The sequence below is a fragment of the Streptomyces sp. NPDC005799 genome (genome assembly GCF_040630525.1).
GTDB lineage: Bacteria > Actinomycetota > Actinomycetes > Streptomycetales > Streptomycetaceae > Streptomyces > Streptomyces griseorubiginosus_B.
Genome location: NZ_JBEXXQ010000024.1, coordinates 104,577 through 124,030, shown reverse-complemented (window position 1 = coordinate 124,030; position 19,454 = coordinate 104,577). Strand labels below are relative to the sequence as shown.

Genomic DNA, 19,454 nt, shown 5'->3' with positions numbered 1-19,454 from the left:
TAGCGTCCGCGCATGCCAGCCGATCGACGGCACCCCACGATGGCCGACGTCGCCGAACGGGCCGGGGTCTCCGTCTCCACCGTCTCCCGCACCCTGCGGGGCCTGACCAACGTGTCGCCGCAGGTCCGCGCCCGCGTCGAACGGGCCGCGCGGGAGCTGGAGTTCGCCGTCTCCCGGCACGCCTCCAGCCTGGTGACCGGCAGGACCGGAGTGGTCGCGGCGCTGGTGCCCACCCTCAACTCCTGGTTCATGGGCTCGGCCCTGTCCAGCCTGGGCCCGCTGCTGCGCGCGGCCGACATGGAGCTGACCGTCTACGTCATACCCGACCTCGCCGAACGGGCCGCGTTCTTCGAGCGGTTGCCGGCCCGGCGCAACGCCGACGCGCTGCTGGTGTTCTCCTTCGACCTCACCGAGGAGGAGAGCACGCGCCTGGACGCCCTCGGGATGCCCGTGATCTACGTCAGCCAGCACGCCGAGGGTCGCCCGAGCGTGTACGTCGACGATGTGGCCGGCGCCCGCAACGGCACCCGGCACCTGCTGAACCTGGGTCACCGCCGGATCGCCTTCATGCAGACCGTGGGCGCCACCGGGTTCGCCTTCAGCTCGCACGAGCGGCTGCTCGGCTACCAGCGGGCGCTCACCGAGGCGGGCGTCCCGCTGGACGACTCCCTGGTGGTGGCGGCCCGGGTCGCCGACGGACGTGGCGTCGCCGAGGCGCTCGGGGAGCTGCTGAGCCTGCGCGAGCCGCCGACCGCCGTCTTCGCCGAGCAGGACGAACTCGCCGCCGCCCTGATCGCGACCCTGCGCAGGGCCCGGATCGCGGTGCCGGAGGGGATGTCCGTCCTCGGCTTCGACGACCAGCCGGTGGCCGACTGGCTCGACCTGACCACGGTCGCCCAGTCCCCGGCGCGCATGGGCCGGCTGGCCGGTGAACTCGCCCTGGAGCTGATCGGCGAGGCCGACACCGACCACCGCCGGCACGTCGTCCTGCCGACCCGGCTCATCCCACGGGCCACGACCGCCGCCCCGCCCGAGCCGGAGAACGCGAACTGACCGCGAACATCCCGCCCTGCTGGGAGGCCTTCCGCATCGCCGGCCACGTCACCCGGTGATCACGATCCCGTCGGGAACGGGCCTCGCCCCCTTCCGGGGTGCCGTCGCCGACCGCACCGCGGCGAGCGCGGCGGGCGCCGAACTCGCCCCTGTTCTCTGCTGCTTCGGCCGTGACGCACCCGACGTCGACTTCCCGCACGCCGACGAGCTCCGTGCCGCGCGGACAGGGCCGGTGCCGTCTCGCTCCGCCCCGCCTTCGCCGCCGCGGGGACCTTCGTGCGGCACCGCATCGCCGGCGAGGCCGACGAGGTGTGGGCGTCGCTCGCCACCGGGGCCGGGGTGTGCGCGCCTGCGGCGACGGTTCGAGAAAGGCGCCCGGCGTGCCGGAGGCGTTCCGTACCCTGTTCCGTGATCGCACGGCGGGCGCGGACACGGTGGCGGCCGAGGAGTGGATCGACGCACTCGTGATGGACGGGCGTTACGTCGAGGACGTGTACGCCGCGGGCTGACCGGCAGGGAGAGGTGGGCGCACGGTGGTGGACTCCTGGGAGCGGGCCCGAAGCATCCTGGCGGGCGCGGACATCCCGCCCGGCCGACTCGCCCAGCTGCGCCCCCTGAGCGGCGGCACCTACAACACGGTCGAGGAACTGCGGCTGACCGACGGCGTCCGCTATGTGCTCAAGGTCGCGCCGAACACCCCCGGCCTGCGCCACGAGCGCCGGCTGCTCGTCGCGGAGGCGGAGTTCTACCGGGGCGCCGAGCAGGCCGGCGTGCCCGCACCGCGGGTGATCGCGCACGACGTCGAGCGTGAGGTGCTGCTGATGACCGCGTGCCCCGGCGACCCCTGGGACGACTCGCTGCCGCCGGTCGAACGGCCGCCGCTGCGGACCGAGTTGGCACGCCAGGTGGCGCGTCTGCACCGGGTGACCGGGACGGCGTTCGGATATCCGTCCGGGGCGCTCGGTCCGCTCACCGCCGACTGGCGCACGGCGTTCGCCGGCATGCTGGACGCCGTCCTGGACGACGCCCGCGAGTACCGGGCCCGGCTGCCCCGCCCCGTCGACGAGGTGGCCCGGGCCGTCCGCCGCGCCTACGGCGCGCTCGACGCGGTCACCGTCCCGCGCCTCGTCCACTTCGACCTGTGGCAGGGCAACATCCTGCTCGACCGCTCGGCGCGGGAGCCCCGCATCGGCGGCCTGATCGACGGCGAGCGCATGTTCTGGGGCGACCCGCTGGCCGACTTCGTCTCCCTGGCGCTGCTCGGGGACATCAGGAAGGACGAGGCATTCCTGGCGGGCTACCGCGAGGCCGGCGGCCGGACCGAGTTCGACCGGGGGGCTCTCCTGCGACTCGCCCTCTACCGGGCCTACCTCTACCTGATCATGCTGACCGAGGTCGTCCCGCGTGGACTGGAGAACGAGGAGTGGCGTCAGGAACGGGTCGCCCCCGAACTCGTCGCGGCCCTGGACGAGATCGAGGACCTGGCCGCCAGCTCCGCCGCGTAGCTCGCCGCAGAGCCCCGTCTCTTAGCTCACAACGTGAACTAAGGGTTGGGGGAATGTCGCGCCGGGCCCGCCCGCAGAGGTATGTTGCAGCTCGGACAGGGTTCGGAAGGAGCCACATGGCGGGGCGGAACGGGCGCACGGTACGGGACCTCAGGCGGGCCAACCGCACGGCCGTGCTGCAGCGGCTCTACTTCGACGGGCCGCTGAGCCGCTTCGAGCTCGGCCCGGTCACCGGGCTGAGCTCCGGCTCGGTGAGCAACGTCGTCGCGGACCTGGTCGCCGACGGGCTGGTCGAGGAGGCCGGCAGCGTCGACTCCGACGGTGGCCGCCCCCGCACCCTGCTGCGCGTGGCACCCGGCGCCGGCCACATGATCGGCGTCGACGTCGGCGAGACCCGCGTCCGCGTCGAGCTGTTCGACCTCACCCTCACCGAACTCGCCCGCGCCGAACGGCCCCTCATCCAGCAGCGGTACGAGGTCGAGGTCATCGTCGGCCACATCCGCGACGGAATCGCCGAGGTGCTCGCCGGCACCGGAGTCGACGCCGGCCGGCTGCTGGGCGTCGGCATCGGCGTCCCCGGCATCGTCGAGCACACCCCCGACCGCGGCGCCGTCGTGCACGGGCAGACCATCGGCTGGGACGCGGTCCCGCTGGAGGCGCTGCTCCGCTCGACGTCCGGACTCCCGGACACCGTCCGCTACTTCATCGACAACGGCGCCAAGACCCTCGGCCAGGCCGAGATGTGGTTCGGCGCCGGACGCGGGGCCCACAACGCGATCGTCGTCCTGTTCGGCTCCGGCGTCGGCGCCTGCCTGGTCACCCCCGAGGTGGAGCACGGCCGGGCCGTGGAGTGGGGGCATCTGACGGTACGGGTCAGGGGGCGCCGCTGCCGGTGCGGCGCGCTCGGCTGCCTGGAGGCCTACGCCGGGGCCGAGTCCCTGCTGGAGCGCTGGCGCGAGGAGGGCGGACGGCCGCCGGAGGGCACCGACGAGGAGACGGCACTGACCGCGATGCTGGCCGCCGCGTACCCGGCCGAGGGAGGCACGGCCGACCCGGTCGCTCTCGCCGTACTGGAGGAGACGGCCGAGTACCTGGGCGCCGGACTGTCCGACCTGATCAACCTCTTCCAGCCCGAGCGGATCCTCATCGGCGGCTGGGCGGGGCTCCAGCTCGGTACGCGGTTCCTGCCCGCGGTGCGCCGGCACGCGGCCTCGTACGCGCTGCGGCACCCGGCCGAGAAGGTCACGATCGACCTGGGCCGGCTCGGTCCGGACGCGGTCACCGTCGGTGCGGCGATCCTGCCGCTCGCCGACTTCTTCGCCCGTGGCGGGCGGCGCCTGGAGCCGGCTCCCGAGGGGCCGGTCCCGGCCTGGCGGACGGCACTGGAGGAGCGCGCTCCCCACTGAGGGCGCCGCGACGCGCCGGTGGGCCGTTGCCCTCCTCCTGGTCGCGGGCCGGCGCTCGCAGCGGACGGCGCTCCGCACCGGGATCGGACGCGCCGCAGATCGTCCTGCTCGACCCGACGCTCGTGGTGGGACGCCGTGCCGCTCCCACTGGCGCAGCACCCACGCCCGGCCGGTCACCTGCCAGGCGAGGCTCTGTGAGACGGCGAAGCCGGCCGACAGGCACGGGTCCGAGGCCGTCGCCCGGTTCCTGCACCGCACTCATCCGCGCATACGCACGTTTCGCCGGTCGCGGCCGGAGGTACTCGCGTCTCGCCCGACGAGGTGAAGGGAGTGCGCCGTGGCCGATCGGCGTGACACAGGCCGGGGCGGCGAGCCCGTGCCGAGGGATCTGCCGGACCAGCAGGTGCGTGACGGCGAGGATCCCCTGGACATCCCGCTTCCCGCCGGCGCGGAGAACGAGTCGGAGACGCCCGACACCGACGAGGCCGGCACGGGACGCCAGGACGGCCCCCGCTCGGCCACCGTCCACCCCGAACATCCCGCGCCGGACGAGTCCTCCGCCTGACCGCGACAGGGAGCCATCATGGGTATGGGCGACCGGGTCCGCTCCTGGCCCGTCTACCGTCAGCTCACCGGCACCGACCGCACGGGCCGGGGTGCCGCCGCGAAATCGCCGTACACCGAGAGCCTGCGCCCGCGCACCGACCGCGCGGACCGGGTGGTGCAGTCCGTCTGCCCGTACTGCGCGGTCGGCTGCGGCCAGCAGGTGTACGTGAAGGACGAGAAGGTCGTCCAGATCGAGGGCGACCCCGATTCCCCGGTCAGCCGCGGCCGTCTGTGCCCCAAGGGCTCGGCGACGCTCCAGCTGACCACCGGACCGGCCCGTGAGCACCAGGTGCTGTACCGCCGTCCGTACTCCGGCGACTGGGAGACCCTCGACCTGGACACGGCGATGGACATGGTCGCCGAGCGCGTGATCCGCACCCGGCGCGAGACCTGGGAGTGGGAGCGCGACGGGATGCGCACCGCCCGCACCATGGGCATCGCCAGCCTCGGCGGCGCGACGCTGGACAATGAGGAGAACTACCTCATCAAGAAGCTGCTGACCGGCCTCGGCGTGGTCCAGGTGGAGAACCAGGCCCGGGTCTGTCACAGCTCGACGGTCGCCGGACTCGGCACGAGCTTCGGCCGCGGCGGCGCCACCACCTTCATGCAGGACCTGCAGCACGCCGACTGCATCGTCATCGAGGGCTCCAACTTCGCCGAGTGCCACCCGGTCGGCTTCCAGTGGGTGATGGAGGCCAAGAAGCGCGGCGCCCGCATCATCGACGTCGACCCCCGCTACAACCGCACCAGCGCCCTCGCCGACCTCTACGTCCCGATCCGCGCGGGCACCGACATCGCCTTCCTCGGCGGCATCATCAACCACGTCCTGACCGAGGAGAAGGACTTCCGCGAGTACGTCCTGAAGTACACCAACGCCGCCACCCTGGTCAGCGAGGACTTCCAGGACACCGAGGACCTCGACGGCGTGTTCTCCGGACTCGACGCGGACAAGGCCCACTACGACCCCAGCACCTGGCAGTACGAGGGCGTGGAGATCCAGCAGCCCGCGGGCGAGGCCGACGAGCAGTACGACGATCGCACTCGCAAGGCCGCCGGCGCCGAGGCGCACGGCTCCGGCGGCGCCCGCACCGGGCACCGCGCCCCCGCCGACGAGACCCTTCAGCACCCGCGCTGCGTCTACCAGGTCCTCAAGCGCCACTACGCCCGCTACACCCCCGAGATGGTCGAGGACGTCTGCGGCATCCCCCGCGAGACCTTCCGGCGCGTGTGCGACGAGCTGACCCGCAACTCCGGCCCCGAGCGCACCAGCGCCTTCTGCTACGCCGTCGGCTGGACCCAGCACACCACCGGCTCCCAGTTCATCCGGGCCGCGTGCGTCCTGCAGCTGCTGCTCGGCAACATCGGCCGCCCCGGCGGCGGCATCCAGGCGCTGCGCGGCCACGCCTCCATCCAGGGTTCCAGCGACATCCCGACCCTGTTCAACCTGCTGCCCGGCTACATCCCGATGCCGCACGCGCACCAGGACATGAACCTCGACAACTTCATCGAGACGACCCGCACGGTGAAGGGCTTCTGGTCGGAGATGCGGGCCTACCTCGTGAGCCTGCTGAAGGCCTATTACGGCGATGCCGCCACCCCCGACAACGACTTCTGCTTCGACCACCTGCCGCGCCTGACCGGCTCCCACTCCACCTACGACACGGTGATGGCCCAGCTCGACGGCGACTGCAAGGGCTACTTCCTGCTCGGTGAGAACCCGGCCGTCGGCTCCGCCAACACGCGGTTGCAGCGCCTGGGCATGGCCAACCTGGAGTGGCTGGTGGTACGCGACTTCTCCCTCATCGAGTCGGCGACCTGGTGGAAGGACGGTCCCGAGATCGAGAGCGGCGAGCTGCGCACCGAGGACATCGGCACCGAGGTGTTCTTCTTCCCGGCGGCCGCCCACACCGAGAAGTCCGGCTCCTTCACCAACACCAACCGCTGGGTGCAGTGGCACTACGCGGCCGTGGAACCGGAGGGCGACGCGCGCAGCGACCTGTGGTTCATGTACCACCTGGGTCGCCGCGTCAAGGAACGGCTGGCCGACTCCACCGACCCCATGGACCGGCCGATCCAGGACCTCGCCTGGGACTACCCGGTCACCGGCGAGTTCGAGGAACCGGTCGCCGACGCCGTCCTCGCCGAGATCAGCGGCCACGGCCCCGACAACGGCCCCCTCAGCGCCTACACCGAGCTGAAGGACGACGGCTCCACCCGCTGCGGCTGCTGGATCTACTGCGGTGTCTACGCCGACGGCGTCAACCAGGCCGCCCGCAAGAAGCCCGGCTCGGAGCAGGACTGGGTGGCCGCCGAATGGGCCTGGGCCTGGCCCGCCAACCGGCGCATCCTCTACAACCGCGCCTCCGCCGCCCCCGACGGCACCCCGTGGAGCGAACGCAAGAAGTACCTCTGGTGGGACGCGGAGGCCGGGAAGTGGACCGGCCATGACGTCCCGGACTTCGTGCCCGACCGGGCCCCCGACCACGTGCCCGACGAGGACGCCGAAGGCCCCGACGCGCTGCGCGGCGACGACCCGTTCATCATGCAGGCCGACGGCAAGGGCTGGCTCTACACCCCGGCGGGTCTCGAGGACGGTCCGCTGCCGACCCACTACGAGCCCCAGGACTCGCCCTTCCCCAACGCCCTGTACCCGTCGACCCCGCGCAGCCCCGTGCGCCGGCTGATGCCCCGCGAGGGCAACCGCTACCACCCCAGCGGCGACGAGAAGGGCGCCGACGTCTTCCCGTACGTCGTCACCACGCACCGGCTGACCGAGCACTTCACGGCGGGCGGCATGAGCCGCTGGTCCGAGTACCTGTCCGAGCTGCAGCCGGAGTTCTTCTGCGAGGTCTCGCCCCAACTGGCCCGCGAACGCGGCCTGGAGAACGGCGGCTGGGCCACCGTCGTCACCGCCCGCAACGCCGTGGAGGCGCGCGTGCTGGTGACGGAGCGGATCCGCCCGCTGCGGGTGCAGGGCCGCACGGTCCACCAGATCGGGCTGCCCTTCCACTGGGGGCCCAACGGGGTCTCCCCGGGCGACGCGGCCAACGAGCTGACCTCCATCTCCCTCGACCCCAACGCCCACATCCAGGAGGACAAGGCGCTGTCCGCCGACATCCTTCCCGGCCGCCGGCCGCGCGGACCGGACCTGCCGAAACTGGTCGCCGAGTACCGGCGGCGGGCCGGCATCACCGAGACCACCGGGACGGAGGTGCGCAAGTGAGCCAGGAACGCGTCGGGTTCTTCACCGACACCTCCGTCTGCATCGGCTGCAAGGCCTGCGAGGTGGCCTGCAAGGAGTGGAACGCCATCCCCGAGGACGGCCTGTCCCTGACCGGCATGTCCTACGACAACACCCAGGCGCTCGGCGCCTCCACCTGGCGGCACGTCGCCTTCATCGAGCAGCCGCGCCCCGACGGCCGGACCGAACTCCCCGTCGTCGAGGGCGGGGCGACCGCCCAGGAGACGGCCGTCGACGACTCGGGGGAACTGCGCTGGCTGATGTCCTCCGACGTGTGCAAGCACTGCACCCACGCGGCCTGCCTCGACGTGTGCCCCACCGGCTCGCTGTTCCGCACCGAGTTCGGCACGGTCGTCGTGCAGGAGGACATCTGCAACGGCTGCGGCTACTGCGTGCCGGCCTGTCCGTACGGCGTCATCGAGCAACGCCCGCACGACGGACGGGCGTTCAAGTGCACGATGTGCTACGACCGCCTTGGCGCGGGACAGGAACCGGCCTGCGCCAAGGCCTGCCCCACCGAGTCCATCCAGTTCGGGCCGCTGGACGAACTGCGCGAGCGAGCCGCGCTGCGGGTCGACCAGTTGCACGAGGCCGGCGTCGCCGAGGCCCGGCTCTACGGCGACGACCCCGACAACGGCGTGGGCGGCGACGGCGCGTTCTTCCTGCTGCTGGACCAGCCGGAGGTGTACGGGCTGCCGCCGGACCCCGTCGTCACCACCCGGGACCTGCCGGCCATGTGGAAGCACGCGGGCGCGGCCGCCCTGTCCCTGCTGGGCGGGGTCGCGGCCTGCTTCGCGCTCGCGGGAAGGGGCCGACGATGACCGTTTCGCAACGCCCGCAGCGCTCGGGGCGCAGGCGCCGGCGGGGCGAGCAGGTGATGGTGCCGCGCGCGGAATTCCAGTCGTACTACGGCCGTCCCGTCATCAAGGCGCCGTCCTGGGCCGCCCCCGACATCGCCGGGTACTTCTTCCTGGGCGGGCTCGCGGGCGCCGGGTCGGTGCTCGCGGCGGGTGCGCACCTGACCGGCCGTACGACGACCGCCACGGCGCTGAAGGTGTCCTCGCTCGGCGCGATCTCGCTGTCCGCGGCCGCGCTGATCCATGACCTGGGCCGGCCCGGCCGGTTCGCGAACATGCTGCGGGTGTTCAAGCCGACCTCGCCCATGAGCGTGGGGTCCTGGCTGCTGTCGGTCTACGGACCGGCGGCGGGCGCGGCGGCGGCGAGCGCCGTGACCGGCCGGCTGCCGCGGCTCGGGGGCGCGGCAACCGGCGCCGCGGCACTGCTGGGGCCCGCGGTCGCCACGTACACCGGGGTGCTGGCCGCGGACACCGCCGTACCGGCCTGGCACGGGGCCCACCGTGAGCTGCCGTACCTCTTCGGCGCCTCCGCGACGGCCGCGGCGGCGGGGATGGCCCTGGCGGTCGGTCCCACCGGCGAGAACGCGCCGGCGCGCTGCGCCGCGGGGCTGGCCGCGCTGGCCGACGCGGCGGTGGAGAAGGCCGGGGAGCGGCGGCTGGGGATGGTCGCGGAGACCTGGAAGGAGGGCAGGGCCGGAAACCTGCTACGGGCGGCCCGGGTGCTGACGGCGGCCGGCGGTCTCGGCGCGGTGGCCTTCGGCGGCCGCCGCGGTCCGGCGATCGCCTCGGGTCTCGCCCTCCTCGCCGGCTCGGCCTGCACCCGCTTCGGCGTGTTCGCGGCGGGCGTGGCCTCGGCGAAGGACCCGAAGTACACGGTGGTGCCCCAGAGGGAGAGGCTCGACGACGAAGAGGTCGGAGAAGAAGGGGTGTGAGCCCTCGGCTCACACCCGGGTCTTGGGCCTCATCCGACCTTGCGTCCGCGCAGTGGCTCCGTGTCGGCTCCCGCCCCGTGCTGCAGACCGTGCAGGAACTCCTGAAGGACCTCCGTCGCCGTGTGCTCGGGCTGCCAGCCCAGCTCCGTGCGGGCGCGGGTGCAGTCCATCAGGGGCAGCCGCAGGACCGCGTCGAAGAGGTGGGGCGAGGCGGGCAGCAGGTGCAGTCCCCAGGCGGCGGCGATCGCCCTGCGGGCCGCGGCGCGGGGGAGCCGCACCTGGCGCGTGCCCAGCATCTCGCCCAGCATCTCCGCGTCGACCGGCGGTTCCGCGGCCAGGTTGAAGGCGCCGCGGACCTCTTCGGCGAGCGCCAGGACGTACGCCCTGGCCGCGTCGTCGGTGTGCAGTGCCTGCACCCGCAGTCCCGGGATGTCCGGGAGGAACGGCAGCATCTCCGGACGCGCCAGCGGCCCCGGCACGAACCGTCCGCCGAAGATCCGGCGCTGCTCGCTCGCCGACTCCCGTTTGAACAGGAACGCCGGCCGCATCCGCACCACCCGCACCTCGGGATGCTCCCGCTCGAAGGTGTCCAGGGCGCGCTCCAGATACGCCTTCTCCCGGCAGTACGCCGCGTCCGGCCACCCGTGCGTCGGCCAGGACTCGTCGACCGCGCGTCCTTTCGGCCCCGGCGAGTACGCCCCGACCGACGAGGCGTGCACCAAGGTCGGCACCCCCGCCCTCGCCACCGCCTCGAACACCCGGATACTGCCGAGGACATTGGTGCGCCACGTCACCGCCGGATCGTGCGTGGGCTGGAAGGCCCAGGCCAGATGCACCACCGCGTCGGCGTCCGCGAACACCTTGGCCAGATCCGTGCGCTCCGACGCCAGGTCGACCGGGGACCAGTCCGTCCGGGGCGGGGACCACTCGGGTATCCGCCGGGCCAGCCCCAGCACGGAGCCGACGTCCGATTCCTCGGCCAGGGCGCGCACCACGCTGGTACCGACGTTGCCGGTGGCGCCCGTGACCACGATCCTGCTGCCCGTCGTGCCGCTCACGATCGACTCCCTTCCAGGGGGGAGGGACCGAGTACCCGGCCGGTGCGGGGTTCATGACGTCGGAGGTAATCGACCCGCTCGGTGCCGCGCGGAAGCATGAGGGACGTACCCACCGCACCGGATCCCAGGAGGACGTCCCATGCCGTACTTCGCCAGCCCCGCCGACGGTACGCGGCTGCACTACGTCGACTACGGACCGGCCGACGGACCGGTGGCCGTCTTCGTCAACAGCGCTTACCTGGGCTCGGAGATGTGGGAGTTCCAGCTGCCCCGGCTCGCCGAGGAAGGCCAGCGCTGCGTGGGCCTGGACCGTCGGGGGCACGGCCGCTCCGACGACGTGTGGGGCGGGTTCGATCTCGACACCCTCGCCGACGACCTGCACGGGCTTCTGGACCACCTGGACCTGCGGGAGGCGACCCTGATCGGTCACTCGATGGGCAGCGTCGAGATCACCCGCTGCCTCACCCGGCACGGCACGGAGCGGGTGGCCCGGGTCGTCTTCGTCGCCGGGATCGCGCCGGGCGTGGTGCGCACCGCCGACAACCCGGACGGCGTGGACCAGGACGTGGTGCGGGCCGCGAACGAGGTCTGCCGGCGCGACCGGGCGGCGTTCTTCCGTGACGGCGTCGACGCCTTCTTCGCCGTCGACCGCCCCGGCAACGACGTGTCCCCGGCGTACCGGGACCACATCGTCGACCGCGCCCTGATCTCCACGCCTCGCTCCACGGCCGCGGTCCAGGCGCTGATCGCCGTCGTCGACGTCACCGCCGAACTCCCCAAGCTCGACCTGCCGGCCCTGGTGATCCACGGCACCCACGACACCTCGGCCCCCCTGGAGACGACAGCCCACCGGGCCGCCCGCCTCCTGCCCGAGGCCACCCTCAAGGTCTACGAGAACGCCGGCCACGGCCTCTTCGCCACCCACGCCGAGCAACTCACCGCGGATCTGAGGCAGTTCATGACGGACTGAGTCCGCCCCCCGGGCGCCGCTCCTTCCCCTACGCGGCGAAGGCGTTCACGCCCGTCAGTTGTGCCGACAGGTCCCACAGGCGGGATGCCTGGGCCGGGTCGACGGCCCACTGCTGGACGCCCGTTGTGGTCGACTCGTCCGGCGGGGCGATCTCGGCGATCTCGCAGTCCTCCAGGTAGACGCCGCCCAGGCCGTCCAGTTGGGGGGAGGTCGCCGCCCACACCTGGGTGGCGGCGCCCTGTTCCGGGGTCTTGAAGCCCTGCGGGTTGAGGATGTTGCCGTCCGCGTCGATCCAGCCGCGTTCGATCATCTCCTCCTTGGGGATGTGCCGTTGGAGGGGCGTGAGGATGCCGCCGGGGTGCAGGGAGAAGGCGCGGACACCGGCGTCACGGGCCAGCCGGTCGAGGTGGACGGCGAAGAGGACGTTCGCGGTCTTGGCCTGGCCGTAGGCCTCCCACTTGTCGTAGCCACTCGTCCACTGCACGTCGTCCCAGCGCATGCCGGAGAAGTGGTGGGCGCGGGAGGAGACGGAGACGACGCGGGCGCCGCCCGCCGCGATCGCCGGCCACAGCCGGTTGACGAGGGCGAAGTGACCGAGGTGGTTGGTGGCGAACTGCGCCTCCCAGCCCGGACCCACCCGTGTCTCCGGGCACGCCATGATCCCGGCGCTGTTGATCACGATGTCGACGGTCCGTCCGGAGGCCAGGAACCGGTCGGCGAAGGAACGCACGCTCTCCAGGTCCCCGAGGTCCAGCTCGTCCACCTCGACGCCGGTCATCCCGGCCAGCGCCTCCTCGGCGGTGGCCCGGCGCCGTGCCGGGACGACGACATGGGCGCCCGCCCCGGTCAGGGCCCGGGTCGTCTCCAGGCCGAGGCCCGAGTAGCCGCCGGTGACCAGCGCGAGCTTCCCCGTGAGATCGACGCCCCGCAGGACGTCGTCCGCGGTGCTGGTCGCGCCGAATCCGGATCCGATCTTGTGCTGTGCAGTGGTCATGCCGTGAACGCTACGAAGTGAAGTGCGCTCGAAGTCAAGCCGGGACCGGGGCCGGATGCGGAAGGGCCCCGACCGGACGGGGGAATCTCGGTCGGGGCCGTCGAAGGGTGGGCACGGATGGCGGTCGCCTCTCGGCGAAGGGCTCCACAGGGCTTCAGCCGAACGATCGTCCCTGTGGGCGAATGGTGAGGCCCGGGGACACTGTCCCATCCGCACCCACGGCTTGTTCAACGGCGAACTACCGTGTGGTGTTCCGCCGTTGGGATCCTTTCACGGTGATCTGAGTCACCCGCGCGCGGTGGCCGGAACGGTGTCCGCCCACAGGTTCTCCGCCTGCAGCAGCAGCGACCCGAGGACCGTCGTGCGGTCCGCCCCGTATCGGGCCTGCGCCCGCAGCCCCTCCTGCAGCCGCCGGTGCAGCTCCCGCCGGGTGTCCTCGACCCGCTCGTCCACTTCCTCCTCTCCGGGCCCGTCGAGGAGTCGGCGCCCCTGTGCGTGGCAGGCCCGCGCGATCAGCTCCAGCAGCCGCCCGTAGGTGTGCAGCACCGGGGCGTCGGGCGCCGTGGGCGTCCGTTCGTCCTCGGCGGCGACCGCGAGGGTGCGAGTGAGTGTCGCCACGTGTCCGGTGATCCGGCTCCAGCGCTCGTCCTCGCTGACGGGCGGTATGTCCGAGGGCAGCCGGCGCAGTCTGCGCAGCGGCCTGCTGGTCAGGCGCACGCTCTCCCGGCTCCAGCGGCGGGCCGAGCGCACCGCCTCCAGCCGGCGTTCGAGCCGGGCGGCGCCGTGCTCCCAGCCGCACACGGTCGCCGTGTCCCGGCGCTCGTGCCGCATGTCGTCGGCGATCGTCCGCAGCACGTCCCCCGCCTCCTCGGCGAGGGCGGCGAGGTTCTCCCGTACGTCCCGGAGATGGATCGGCGGCAGCACCAGCGCGTTGACGGCGATCCCGATCACCGCGCCCAGCGCCGCCTGCCCCACCCGATGCCCGACCGTGGCCGCGGTGACGCTGCCGGCGGCGAGCGTGAACAGCGCGGTGGTGGCGCCGTAGATCCCCTGGTCGCCGAAGCGGGACCAGTTGGACATCAGCATGAGCACCGGCAGACACAGCGCCAGCGCGCCCAGCGTGTTCCCGATGACGGCGTGGGCGAGTGAGGCGCACACCGTGCCGGTGCAGATCGCCGCGAGCTGCTGGGCCCCGCGCCGCAGGGAGCTGAACACGGTGGCCTGCACCAGGACCACCGCCGCCCAGGGAGCCATCAGGGCCATCGGGTCGCCCATGCCGTCGCTCGCCACGAACCACGCCAGCACCGCCGCCCCCGCGGCCTTCAGCGACTGCACGACCAGATCCCGCTCCCGGCCCGGCGAGCGCCAGGCCGCCCGCACGTTCCGTCCGACGCCGGTCCACTGCGCGCCCTGTACTGATCGTCGTATCGCTTCACTCACTCGCAACATCCGGTGCGGGTAACCGAAGACCGGCGGACCACAGCAGGCCGGGCACAGTGACGTGCCGTACTCAGGCCAGCGGGCTGCCGTCCAGGTCGGCCAGGAGGTGCGCGGGATCGTCGTACACGGCCTCGGCGCCCGCCTCCTCCAGGTCGGCGCGCGGGATTCCGCCGCACAGCACGCCGACGCAGCGCACGCCGGCCCGGGTGGCCGCGCGCATGTCCCACACGGTGTCGCCGACGAAGACCGCCCGTTCGGCGGGCACCCCGACGAGCTCCAGGGCGTGTTCGACGGGCTCGGGGGCCGGCTTGCCCTCCTCGACGTCGTCGGCGCTGGCCGTCGCGTGGATCGGCTCGTCGGCGGAGAGCGCGCGCCGCAGCGCGGACAGTTCCGGGCCGCTCGCGGAGGTGGCCAGCACGACCCGCCAACCGTCGTGATCGAGCCGTCGCAGCAGCCGGCCGGCGTCCTCCAGCGCGGGCAGCCGCTCGAAGTACTGCGCGTACAGCGTCTTGTGCGCGGCGCTCAGCTCGCCGTCGTGGTCCTTGTCCCGCTCCTCGCCCAGCACCCGGGCGATCAGATCCTCCGAGGGCAGGCCGACGGACCGGTGGATGGCATGCATGGGCACCTGGTGGCCCGCCTGCCGGAACGCCTCCCACCAGGTCGCCACGTGCAGGTGGTTGGTGTCCACGAGGGTTCCGTCGACGTCGAACACGGCCGCCCGTTCCATGCGCTCTCCCTTGCTCGCTCTCCGCTCGAGTACCACGTCACGGGCCCGTCACGCCCGTCGGCGTGCGCCGCCTGCGGGTCCAGGCGAGCAGGTCGTCGAGCGCCCAGGTGTTCACCACCCGCTCGGCCGGCACCCCGCACTCCTCGGCGCGGGCGCAGCCGAGGATCTGCCAGTCCAGCTGGCCGGGCGCGTGCGCGTCGGTGTCGATCGAGAAGAGCACGCCCGCCTGAACCGCGCGGCGCAGCAGCCGCCGAGGCGGGTCCAGCCGCTCGGGCCGGCTGTTGATCTCCACGGCGGTGCCCGTCTCGGCGCACGCGGCGAACACCTCGTCCGCGTCGAACTCCGACTCGGGCCGCCCCCGCCCGGTCACCAGCCTGCCGGTGCAGTGCCCGAGCACGTCGGAGTGCTCGTCGCGGACGGCGGCCACCATGCGCCGGGTCATCGAGCGGGCGTCCATGCGCAGCTTGGAGTGCACCGAGACCACGACCACGTCCAGCCGTTCGAGCAGTTCGGGTTCCTGGTCCAGGGAGCCGTCCTCGAGGATGTCGCATTCGATGCCGGTCAGCAGCCGGAACGGCGCCCAGGTCTCGTTCAGCCGTGCCACCACGTCCAGTTGCTCCCTCAGCCGTTCCGGCGACAGCCCGCGCGCCACCGTCAGCCGCGGCGAATGGTCGGTCAGGGCAGCCCACTCGTGCCCGAGCGCCGCGGCGGCCCGTCCCATCTCCTCTATCGGGCTGCCGCCGTCCGACCAGTCCGAATGCAGATGGCAGTCCCCGCGCAGCCGCGCCCGCAGCTCCGCGCCCGCCCGGTCCTCGTCCGCCGCCCCGGCCTCGTCCTCCAGTTTGCGCAGATAGCCGGGCACCTGCCCGGCCAGTGCCTCCTGGACGACCTGGGCCGTCTTCGGGCCGACCCCCTTCAGCGACTCCAGCGACCCGGCGGCGGCCCGGTCGCGCACCTCGTCCGCGGGCAGCTTCGCCAGCACGCGGGAGGCCGTACGGAAGGCGCGGACACGGTAGGTCGGCGCCAGGGACCGCTCCAGCAGGAAGGCGATCCGGTCCAGTGCCTCGACGGGATCCATGGCTCCAGGGTTCCCCGGCCGCACGGATCTCGCACGGTTTGTGCCCGCTCACCCGGGGTACTGCGATGCCCCACCCGCAGCGACGATCAGGAGGTCGGCGATGTCCCCATCAGCTTCCGGCAAGGTGGCAGTGGTCACCGGCTCCGACTCGGGGATCGGCCGCGCCACGGCCGTCCGGCTGGCCGAGGCGGGCATGGACATCGGCATCACCTGGAACACCGACCGCAAGGGCGCCGAGGAGACCGCCGACGAGGTGCGCGCCCACCGGCGGCGGGCCGAGGTGGCCCACCTGGACCTGACCGGCCTGCCCGAGGCCGCCGACACGGTCGACGAGCTGTGCGAACGGCTCGGCCGCCTCGACGTCCTGGTCAACAACTCCGGTACGGGCACCATGACCCCGTTCCTCGATCTGGACCTCGACACCGTGCGCGAGGTCCTCGACGTCGATCTGGTCGGCCCGTTCCTGTGCGGGCAGCGGGCGGCTCGGCACATGATCCGGCAGGGCGACGGCGGCCGCATCGTCAATGTCACCTCCGTCCACGAGCATCAGCCGAGGGTCGGCGCGGCCCCGTACTGCGCGGCCAAGGGCGGTCTGGGACTGCTCACCCAGGTGATGGCCCTGGAGCTCGCCGAGTACGGCATCACCGTCAACGCCGTCGCGCCGGGTGAGATCGCCACGCCGATGACCGGCCAGGAGGACGGCGACGTGCGCACCGAGCCCCGTCCGGGCATTCCGCTCGGCCGGCCCGGTGACGCCCGCGAGGTGGCCGCGGTGATCGCCTTCCTGGCCGGGCCCGACGCCGGGTATGTCACCGGCGCGTCCTGGAGCGTGGACGGCGGCATGCTGCGGATGGGGCCGCAGGCGGGTTCGCATCTCGGCAGTGACGACTGGCGGCGACCCTGAGCGGGCGGCCGTGAGACTGCGCACCAGCCACTGCGACCGTCCCGGCTTCAGCCGCGTCCGCTGCGGGCGCGGCTTCCGTTACCGGGACGAGACCGGCGCGCCCCTGAAGGACCCCGCCCATCTCGACCGCATCCGCGGCCTGGTCATCCCGCCGGCCTGGCGGGACGTGTGGATCTGCCCCTGGCCCAACGGGCATCTGCAGGCCGTCGGCACCGACGACGCCGGACGCCGCCAGTACCTCTACCACGAGGCGTTCCGCGCGCGGCAGGAGCAGGCCAAGCACGAACACGTCCGCGAGGTCGCCCGTACCCTGCCCGAACTGCGCGCCAAGGTGGCGATCGACCTCGCCGGACGCGGACTGAGCCGGGCCCGGGTCACCGCCTGCGCCGTGCGTCTGCTGGACCTGGGCTTCTTCCGCATCGGCAGCGACCGGCACACCAGGCAGAGTGAGACCTACGGCCTGACGACGATGCTGCGCGAGCATGTCACCTGCCGCCGTGGTGAGATCGAGTTCGGTTACCCGGCCAAGGGGGGCGTCGAGCTCGTACGGGCCCTCGTCGACGAACAGGCGCACGCCGTCGTACGGTCCCTGGCGCGTCGCCGGCGTCGTGCGGAGCGGCTGTTCGTGTACCGGGACCGGGGCGCCTGGCACGATCTGCACGGCGACGACCTGAACGAGGCGCTGAGGCGGCTGTCCGGGACGGAGATCACCGCGAAGGACTTCCGCACCTGGCACGCCACGGTCCTCGCCGCCGTCGCGCTGTCCGTCCCCACCGCGCAGGCTCGTGCCACCCCCGCGGCCCGGCGCCGGCAGATCGCCCGCGCGGTCCGCGAGGTCAGCCACTACCTGGGCAACACGCCTGCCGTGTGCCGGGCCTCCTACATCGACCCGAAGGTGCTCGAGCTGTTCGAGCGGGACGTCACGATCGCCGACGCGCTCACCCGGCTGGGCGAGCACGGCGACTTCGGCCGTCCGGCCACGCAAGGCGCCGTCGAGCGGCCGGTGCTGGATCTGCTGGAGAGCGGGCGTTGACGGGTCACCGTCCGTCTCGCGTTCTACGCTCTATGGCATGACCGAACAAGGAGTTCCGCATATCGCCCATCCACGGGTTCTGGTGCTCGGGGTGTGCCCGGGCAGGCCGGGCGAGGCCCCCTTCCGGATCGTGGAGATCGACGGTCAGGTCATCGGCGAGGCCCGGGCCGTCACCGACGTACTGGAGGCCGCCGCCTCGTACGGCATCCCCATCCACGACCTCGACGACCCGGACCTGATCCGCTGGGTGGGAGGCGACAAGTACACCTGGACGAAGCACTGAGCCGACGGCTCAGCCGACCGTCCACTTCTGGTTGGCGCCGCCCGTGCACGTCCAGATCTGCAGCCGGGTGCCGTTGGCCGCGTCGTTGCCGGTGACGTCCAGGCACTTGTTCGCCTGCGGGTTGACGATGTCGTGCGCCCCGGTGACGGTCCACTTCTGGTTGGGGCCGCCGGTGCAGTCCCACAGCTGGACGGTCGAGCCGTCCGCGGTGCCGTTGCCGGTGATGTCCAGGCACTTGCCGAGCGCGCGGACGGTGCCGTCGGAGCCGACGGTCCACTGCTGCGCGGCGGTGCCGTTGCAGTCGTAGAGCTGAACGGGCGTGCCGTTGGCGGGGTTCGCGCCGGCGACGTCCACGCACTTGTCGGCCAGGCCCCTGATCGCCGTCCCCGTGGGGGTGTCGCCGGTCGTGACGGACACCGAGTCGACGACCAGCGCCTGCGGGAAGGAGGTCGAGCCGTCCGGGTCGCCCGGCCAGTAGCCGCCCACGGCCAGGTTCAGGATCAGGAAGAACGGCTTGTTGAACACCCAGGTCCTGCCGCCGAGATCGGCGGGGGTGCGCCGCTGGTAGACGGTGCCGTCCACGGACCAGGTGATCGAGTCCGGTGCCCAGTCGACGGCGAAGGTGTGGAAGGCGTCTGCGAAGGCCTGGCCGCCCGGCAGGGAGTAGGCGGCGCCGATACCGCCCGAGCCGGAGTAGCCGGGCCCGTGGATGGTGCCGTGCACGGTGGAGGGCTCGAAGCCGACGTTCTCCATGACGTCGATCTCGCCCGAGTCCGGCCAGTTCACCGGCGTGCCCAGCATCCAGAACGCGGGCCACATGCCCTGCCCGCGCGGGATCTTCATCCGTGCCTCGACGTGCCCGTACTGGGCGGTGAACCTGCCGGAGGTGTTGAGCCGGGCCGAGGTGTACTGGCAGGTGCCGTACCAGCACTGGTAGTTGGCCGGGTTCTCGCGCCGGGCGGTGATCACCAGATGGCCCTGGCCGTCCAGGGCGGCGTTGCGGGTGCCGGGCGTGTAGTACTGCCGCTCATGGTTGTTGACGTTGTCGCCGGTCTCGGTCTGCCACTTGGAGGGGTCGACGGCGGCACCGGCGGGCCCGTCGAACGTGTCGGAAAAGGCCACCGCGGCGGCGGCCTCGGGCGGGTCCGCGTGCGCCGCACCGGTCGCGGCGGACGCGACCAGCACGGCGGACAGGGCGGCGAACAGACATCTGCGCAGCAGTCGTGGGGAGGCCACGGCACTTCCTTCCATGCGGCGGGGGGGGGGGCCGCGGGGCGCGGGCCCGCGGGGGGGGGGTGTGGTGCGGCCGGGGTTTTTTTTTTGTGTTTTATTGTAGGTGGAAAAAAATGTTAGAAAAACGAATTTTT

At 72.7% G+C, this 19,454-nt stretch carries 17 protein-coding genes and 1 pseudogene; 12 read left to right on the top strand and 6 right to left on the bottom strand.

Annotation, left to right across the window (positions count from 1 at the left end; genetic code table 11):
• Positions 1-12: 12 nt before the first annotated feature.
• The 8 genes and pseudogenes from ABZ453_RS24095 (at position 13) to nrfD (ending at position 9,600) form a co-directional block, all read left to right on the top strand.
• Positions 13-1,053 carry a LacI family DNA-binding transcriptional regulator gene (locus tag ABZ453_RS24095; RefSeq protein ID WP_359017513.1) on the top strand — a complete coding sequence of 347 codons (1,041 nt, stop codon included), beginning with the start codon at positions 13-15 and terminating at the stop codon, positions 1,051-1,053.
• Positions 1,050-1,562: pseudogene (locus tag ABZ453_RS24090) on the top strand (reductase); the annotation flags it as partial. The gene ABZ453_RS24095 and the pseudogene ABZ453_RS24090, both read left to right, overlap by 4 nt.
• A 24-nt stretch (positions 1,563-1,586) precedes the next feature.
• The gene (locus tag ABZ453_RS24085) at positions 1,587-2,558 is read left to right on the top strand and encodes an aminoglycoside phosphotransferase family protein (RefSeq protein ID WP_359017511.1); all 972 of its coding nucleotides are present in this window, start codon (positions 1,587-1,589) and stop codon (positions 2,556-2,558) included.
• 116 nt (positions 2,559-2,674) lie between these two features.
• Positions 2,675-3,964 carry an ROK family protein gene (locus ABZ453_RS24080; RefSeq protein ID WP_359017509.1) on the top strand — a complete coding sequence of 430 codons (1,290 nt, stop codon included), beginning with the start codon at positions 2,675-2,677 and terminating at the stop codon, positions 3,962-3,964.
• Between the two features lie 337 nt (positions 3,965-4,301).
• Positions 4,302-4,529, top strand: coding sequence for a hypothetical protein (locus ABZ453_RS24075; protein ID WP_359017507.1), 228 nt, complete (start codon positions 4,302-4,304; stop codon positions 4,527-4,529).
• 18 nt (positions 4,530-4,547) lie between these two features.
• Positions 4,548-7,793 carry a formate dehydrogenase gene (gene fdh, locus ABZ453_RS24070; protein WP_359017505.1) on the top strand — a complete coding sequence of 1,082 codons (3,246 nt, stop codon included), beginning with the start codon at positions 4,548-4,550 and terminating at the stop codon, positions 7,791-7,793.
• On the top strand, positions 7,790-8,632 hold the full coding sequence (locus tag ABZ453_RS24065) for a 4Fe-4S dicluster domain-containing protein (RefSeq protein ID WP_359017503.1): 843 nt from the start codon (positions 7,790-7,792) through the stop codon (positions 8,630-8,632). The genes fdh and ABZ453_RS24065 overlap by 4 nt, the downstream gene beginning before the upstream one ends.
• Positions 8,629-9,600 (top strand): NrfD/PsrC family molybdoenzyme membrane anchor subunit, encoded by a 972-nt coding sequence (gene nrfD / locus ABZ453_RS24060; RefSeq protein ID WP_359017501.1) that lies wholly within the window; start codon positions 8,629-8,631, stop codon positions 9,598-9,600. Before ABZ453_RS24065 ends, nrfD begins: the two co-directional genes overlap by 4 nt.
• A 29-nt stretch (positions 9,601-9,629) precedes the next feature.
• Here the strand turns inward: nrfD and ABZ453_RS24055 are convergent, their stop codons facing one another.
• Positions 9,630-10,658 (bottom strand): SDR family oxidoreductase, encoded by a 1,029-nt coding sequence (locus tag ABZ453_RS24055; RefSeq protein ID WP_359017499.1) that lies wholly within the window; start codon positions 10,656-10,658, stop codon positions 9,630-9,632.
• A gap of 139 nt (positions 10,659-10,797) precedes the next feature.
• On the opposite strand from ABZ453_RS24055, the gene ABZ453_RS24050 reads away from it, so the two are divergent.
• Positions 10,798-11,628, top strand: coding sequence for an alpha/beta hydrolase (locus ABZ453_RS24050; RefSeq protein WP_359017497.1), 831 nt, complete (start codon positions 10,798-10,800; stop codon positions 11,626-11,628).
• Positions 11,629-11,656: 28 nt separating this feature from the next.
• Here the strand turns inward: ABZ453_RS24050 and ABZ453_RS24045 are convergent, their stop codons facing one another.
• From ABZ453_RS24045 to ABZ453_RS24030, 4 genes are all read right to left on the bottom strand, one after another.
• Positions 11,657-12,622, bottom strand: coding sequence for an SDR family NAD(P)-dependent oxidoreductase (locus ABZ453_RS24045; protein ID WP_359017495.1), 966 nt, complete (start codon positions 12,620-12,622; stop codon positions 11,657-11,659).
• Between the two features lie 285 nt (positions 12,623-12,907).
• The gene (locus ABZ453_RS24040; protein ID WP_359017493.1) at positions 12,908-14,071 is read right to left on the bottom strand and encodes an FUSC family protein; all 1,164 of its coding nucleotides are present in this window, start codon (positions 14,069-14,071) and stop codon (positions 12,908-12,910) included.
• Positions 14,072-14,132: 61 nt separating this feature from the next.
• Positions 14,133-14,789: an HAD family hydrolase gene (locus tag ABZ453_RS24035; protein WP_359017491.1), complete on the bottom strand. Its 657-nt coding sequence runs from the start codon at positions 14,787-14,789 to the stop codon at positions 14,133-14,135.
• A 37-nt stretch (positions 14,790-14,826) separates the two neighbouring features.
• Positions 14,827-15,867, bottom strand: coding sequence for a PHP domain-containing protein (locus tag ABZ453_RS24030; protein WP_359017489.1), 1,041 nt, complete (start codon positions 15,865-15,867; stop codon positions 14,827-14,829).
• A gap of 100 nt (positions 15,868-15,967) precedes the next feature.
• Between ABZ453_RS24030 and ABZ453_RS24025 the strand changes: the two genes are divergently transcribed.
• Genes ABZ453_RS24025 through ABZ453_RS24015 form a run of 3 tightly spaced genes read left to right on the top strand, consistent with a single transcriptional unit; the run spans position 15,968 to position 18,087 of the window.
• Entirely contained in the window at positions 15,968-16,771 is an 804-nt protein-coding gene (locus ABZ453_RS24025) for an SDR family oxidoreductase (RefSeq protein WP_359017487.1), read from the top strand.
• 10 nt (positions 16,772-16,781) lie between these two features.
• The gene (locus ABZ453_RS24020; protein WP_359017486.1) at positions 16,782-17,804 is read left to right on the top strand and encodes a DNA topoisomerase IB; all 1,023 of its coding nucleotides are present in this window, start codon (positions 16,782-16,784) and stop codon (positions 17,802-17,804) included.
• Between the two features lie 37 nt (positions 17,805-17,841).
• Positions 17,842-18,087 (top strand): hypothetical protein, encoded by a 246-nt coding sequence (locus ABZ453_RS24015; protein WP_359017484.1) that lies wholly within the window; start codon positions 17,842-17,844, stop codon positions 18,085-18,087.
• Positions 18,088-18,096: 9 nt separating this feature from the next.
• On the opposite strand, the gene ABZ453_RS24010 is transcribed toward ABZ453_RS24015, so the two are convergent.
• Positions 18,097-19,323: an RICIN domain-containing protein gene (locus tag ABZ453_RS24010; protein ID WP_359017482.1), complete on the bottom strand. Its 1,227-nt coding sequence runs from the start codon at positions 19,321-19,323 to the stop codon at positions 18,097-18,099.
• Between the last annotated feature and the right edge of the window lie 131 nt (positions 19,324-19,454).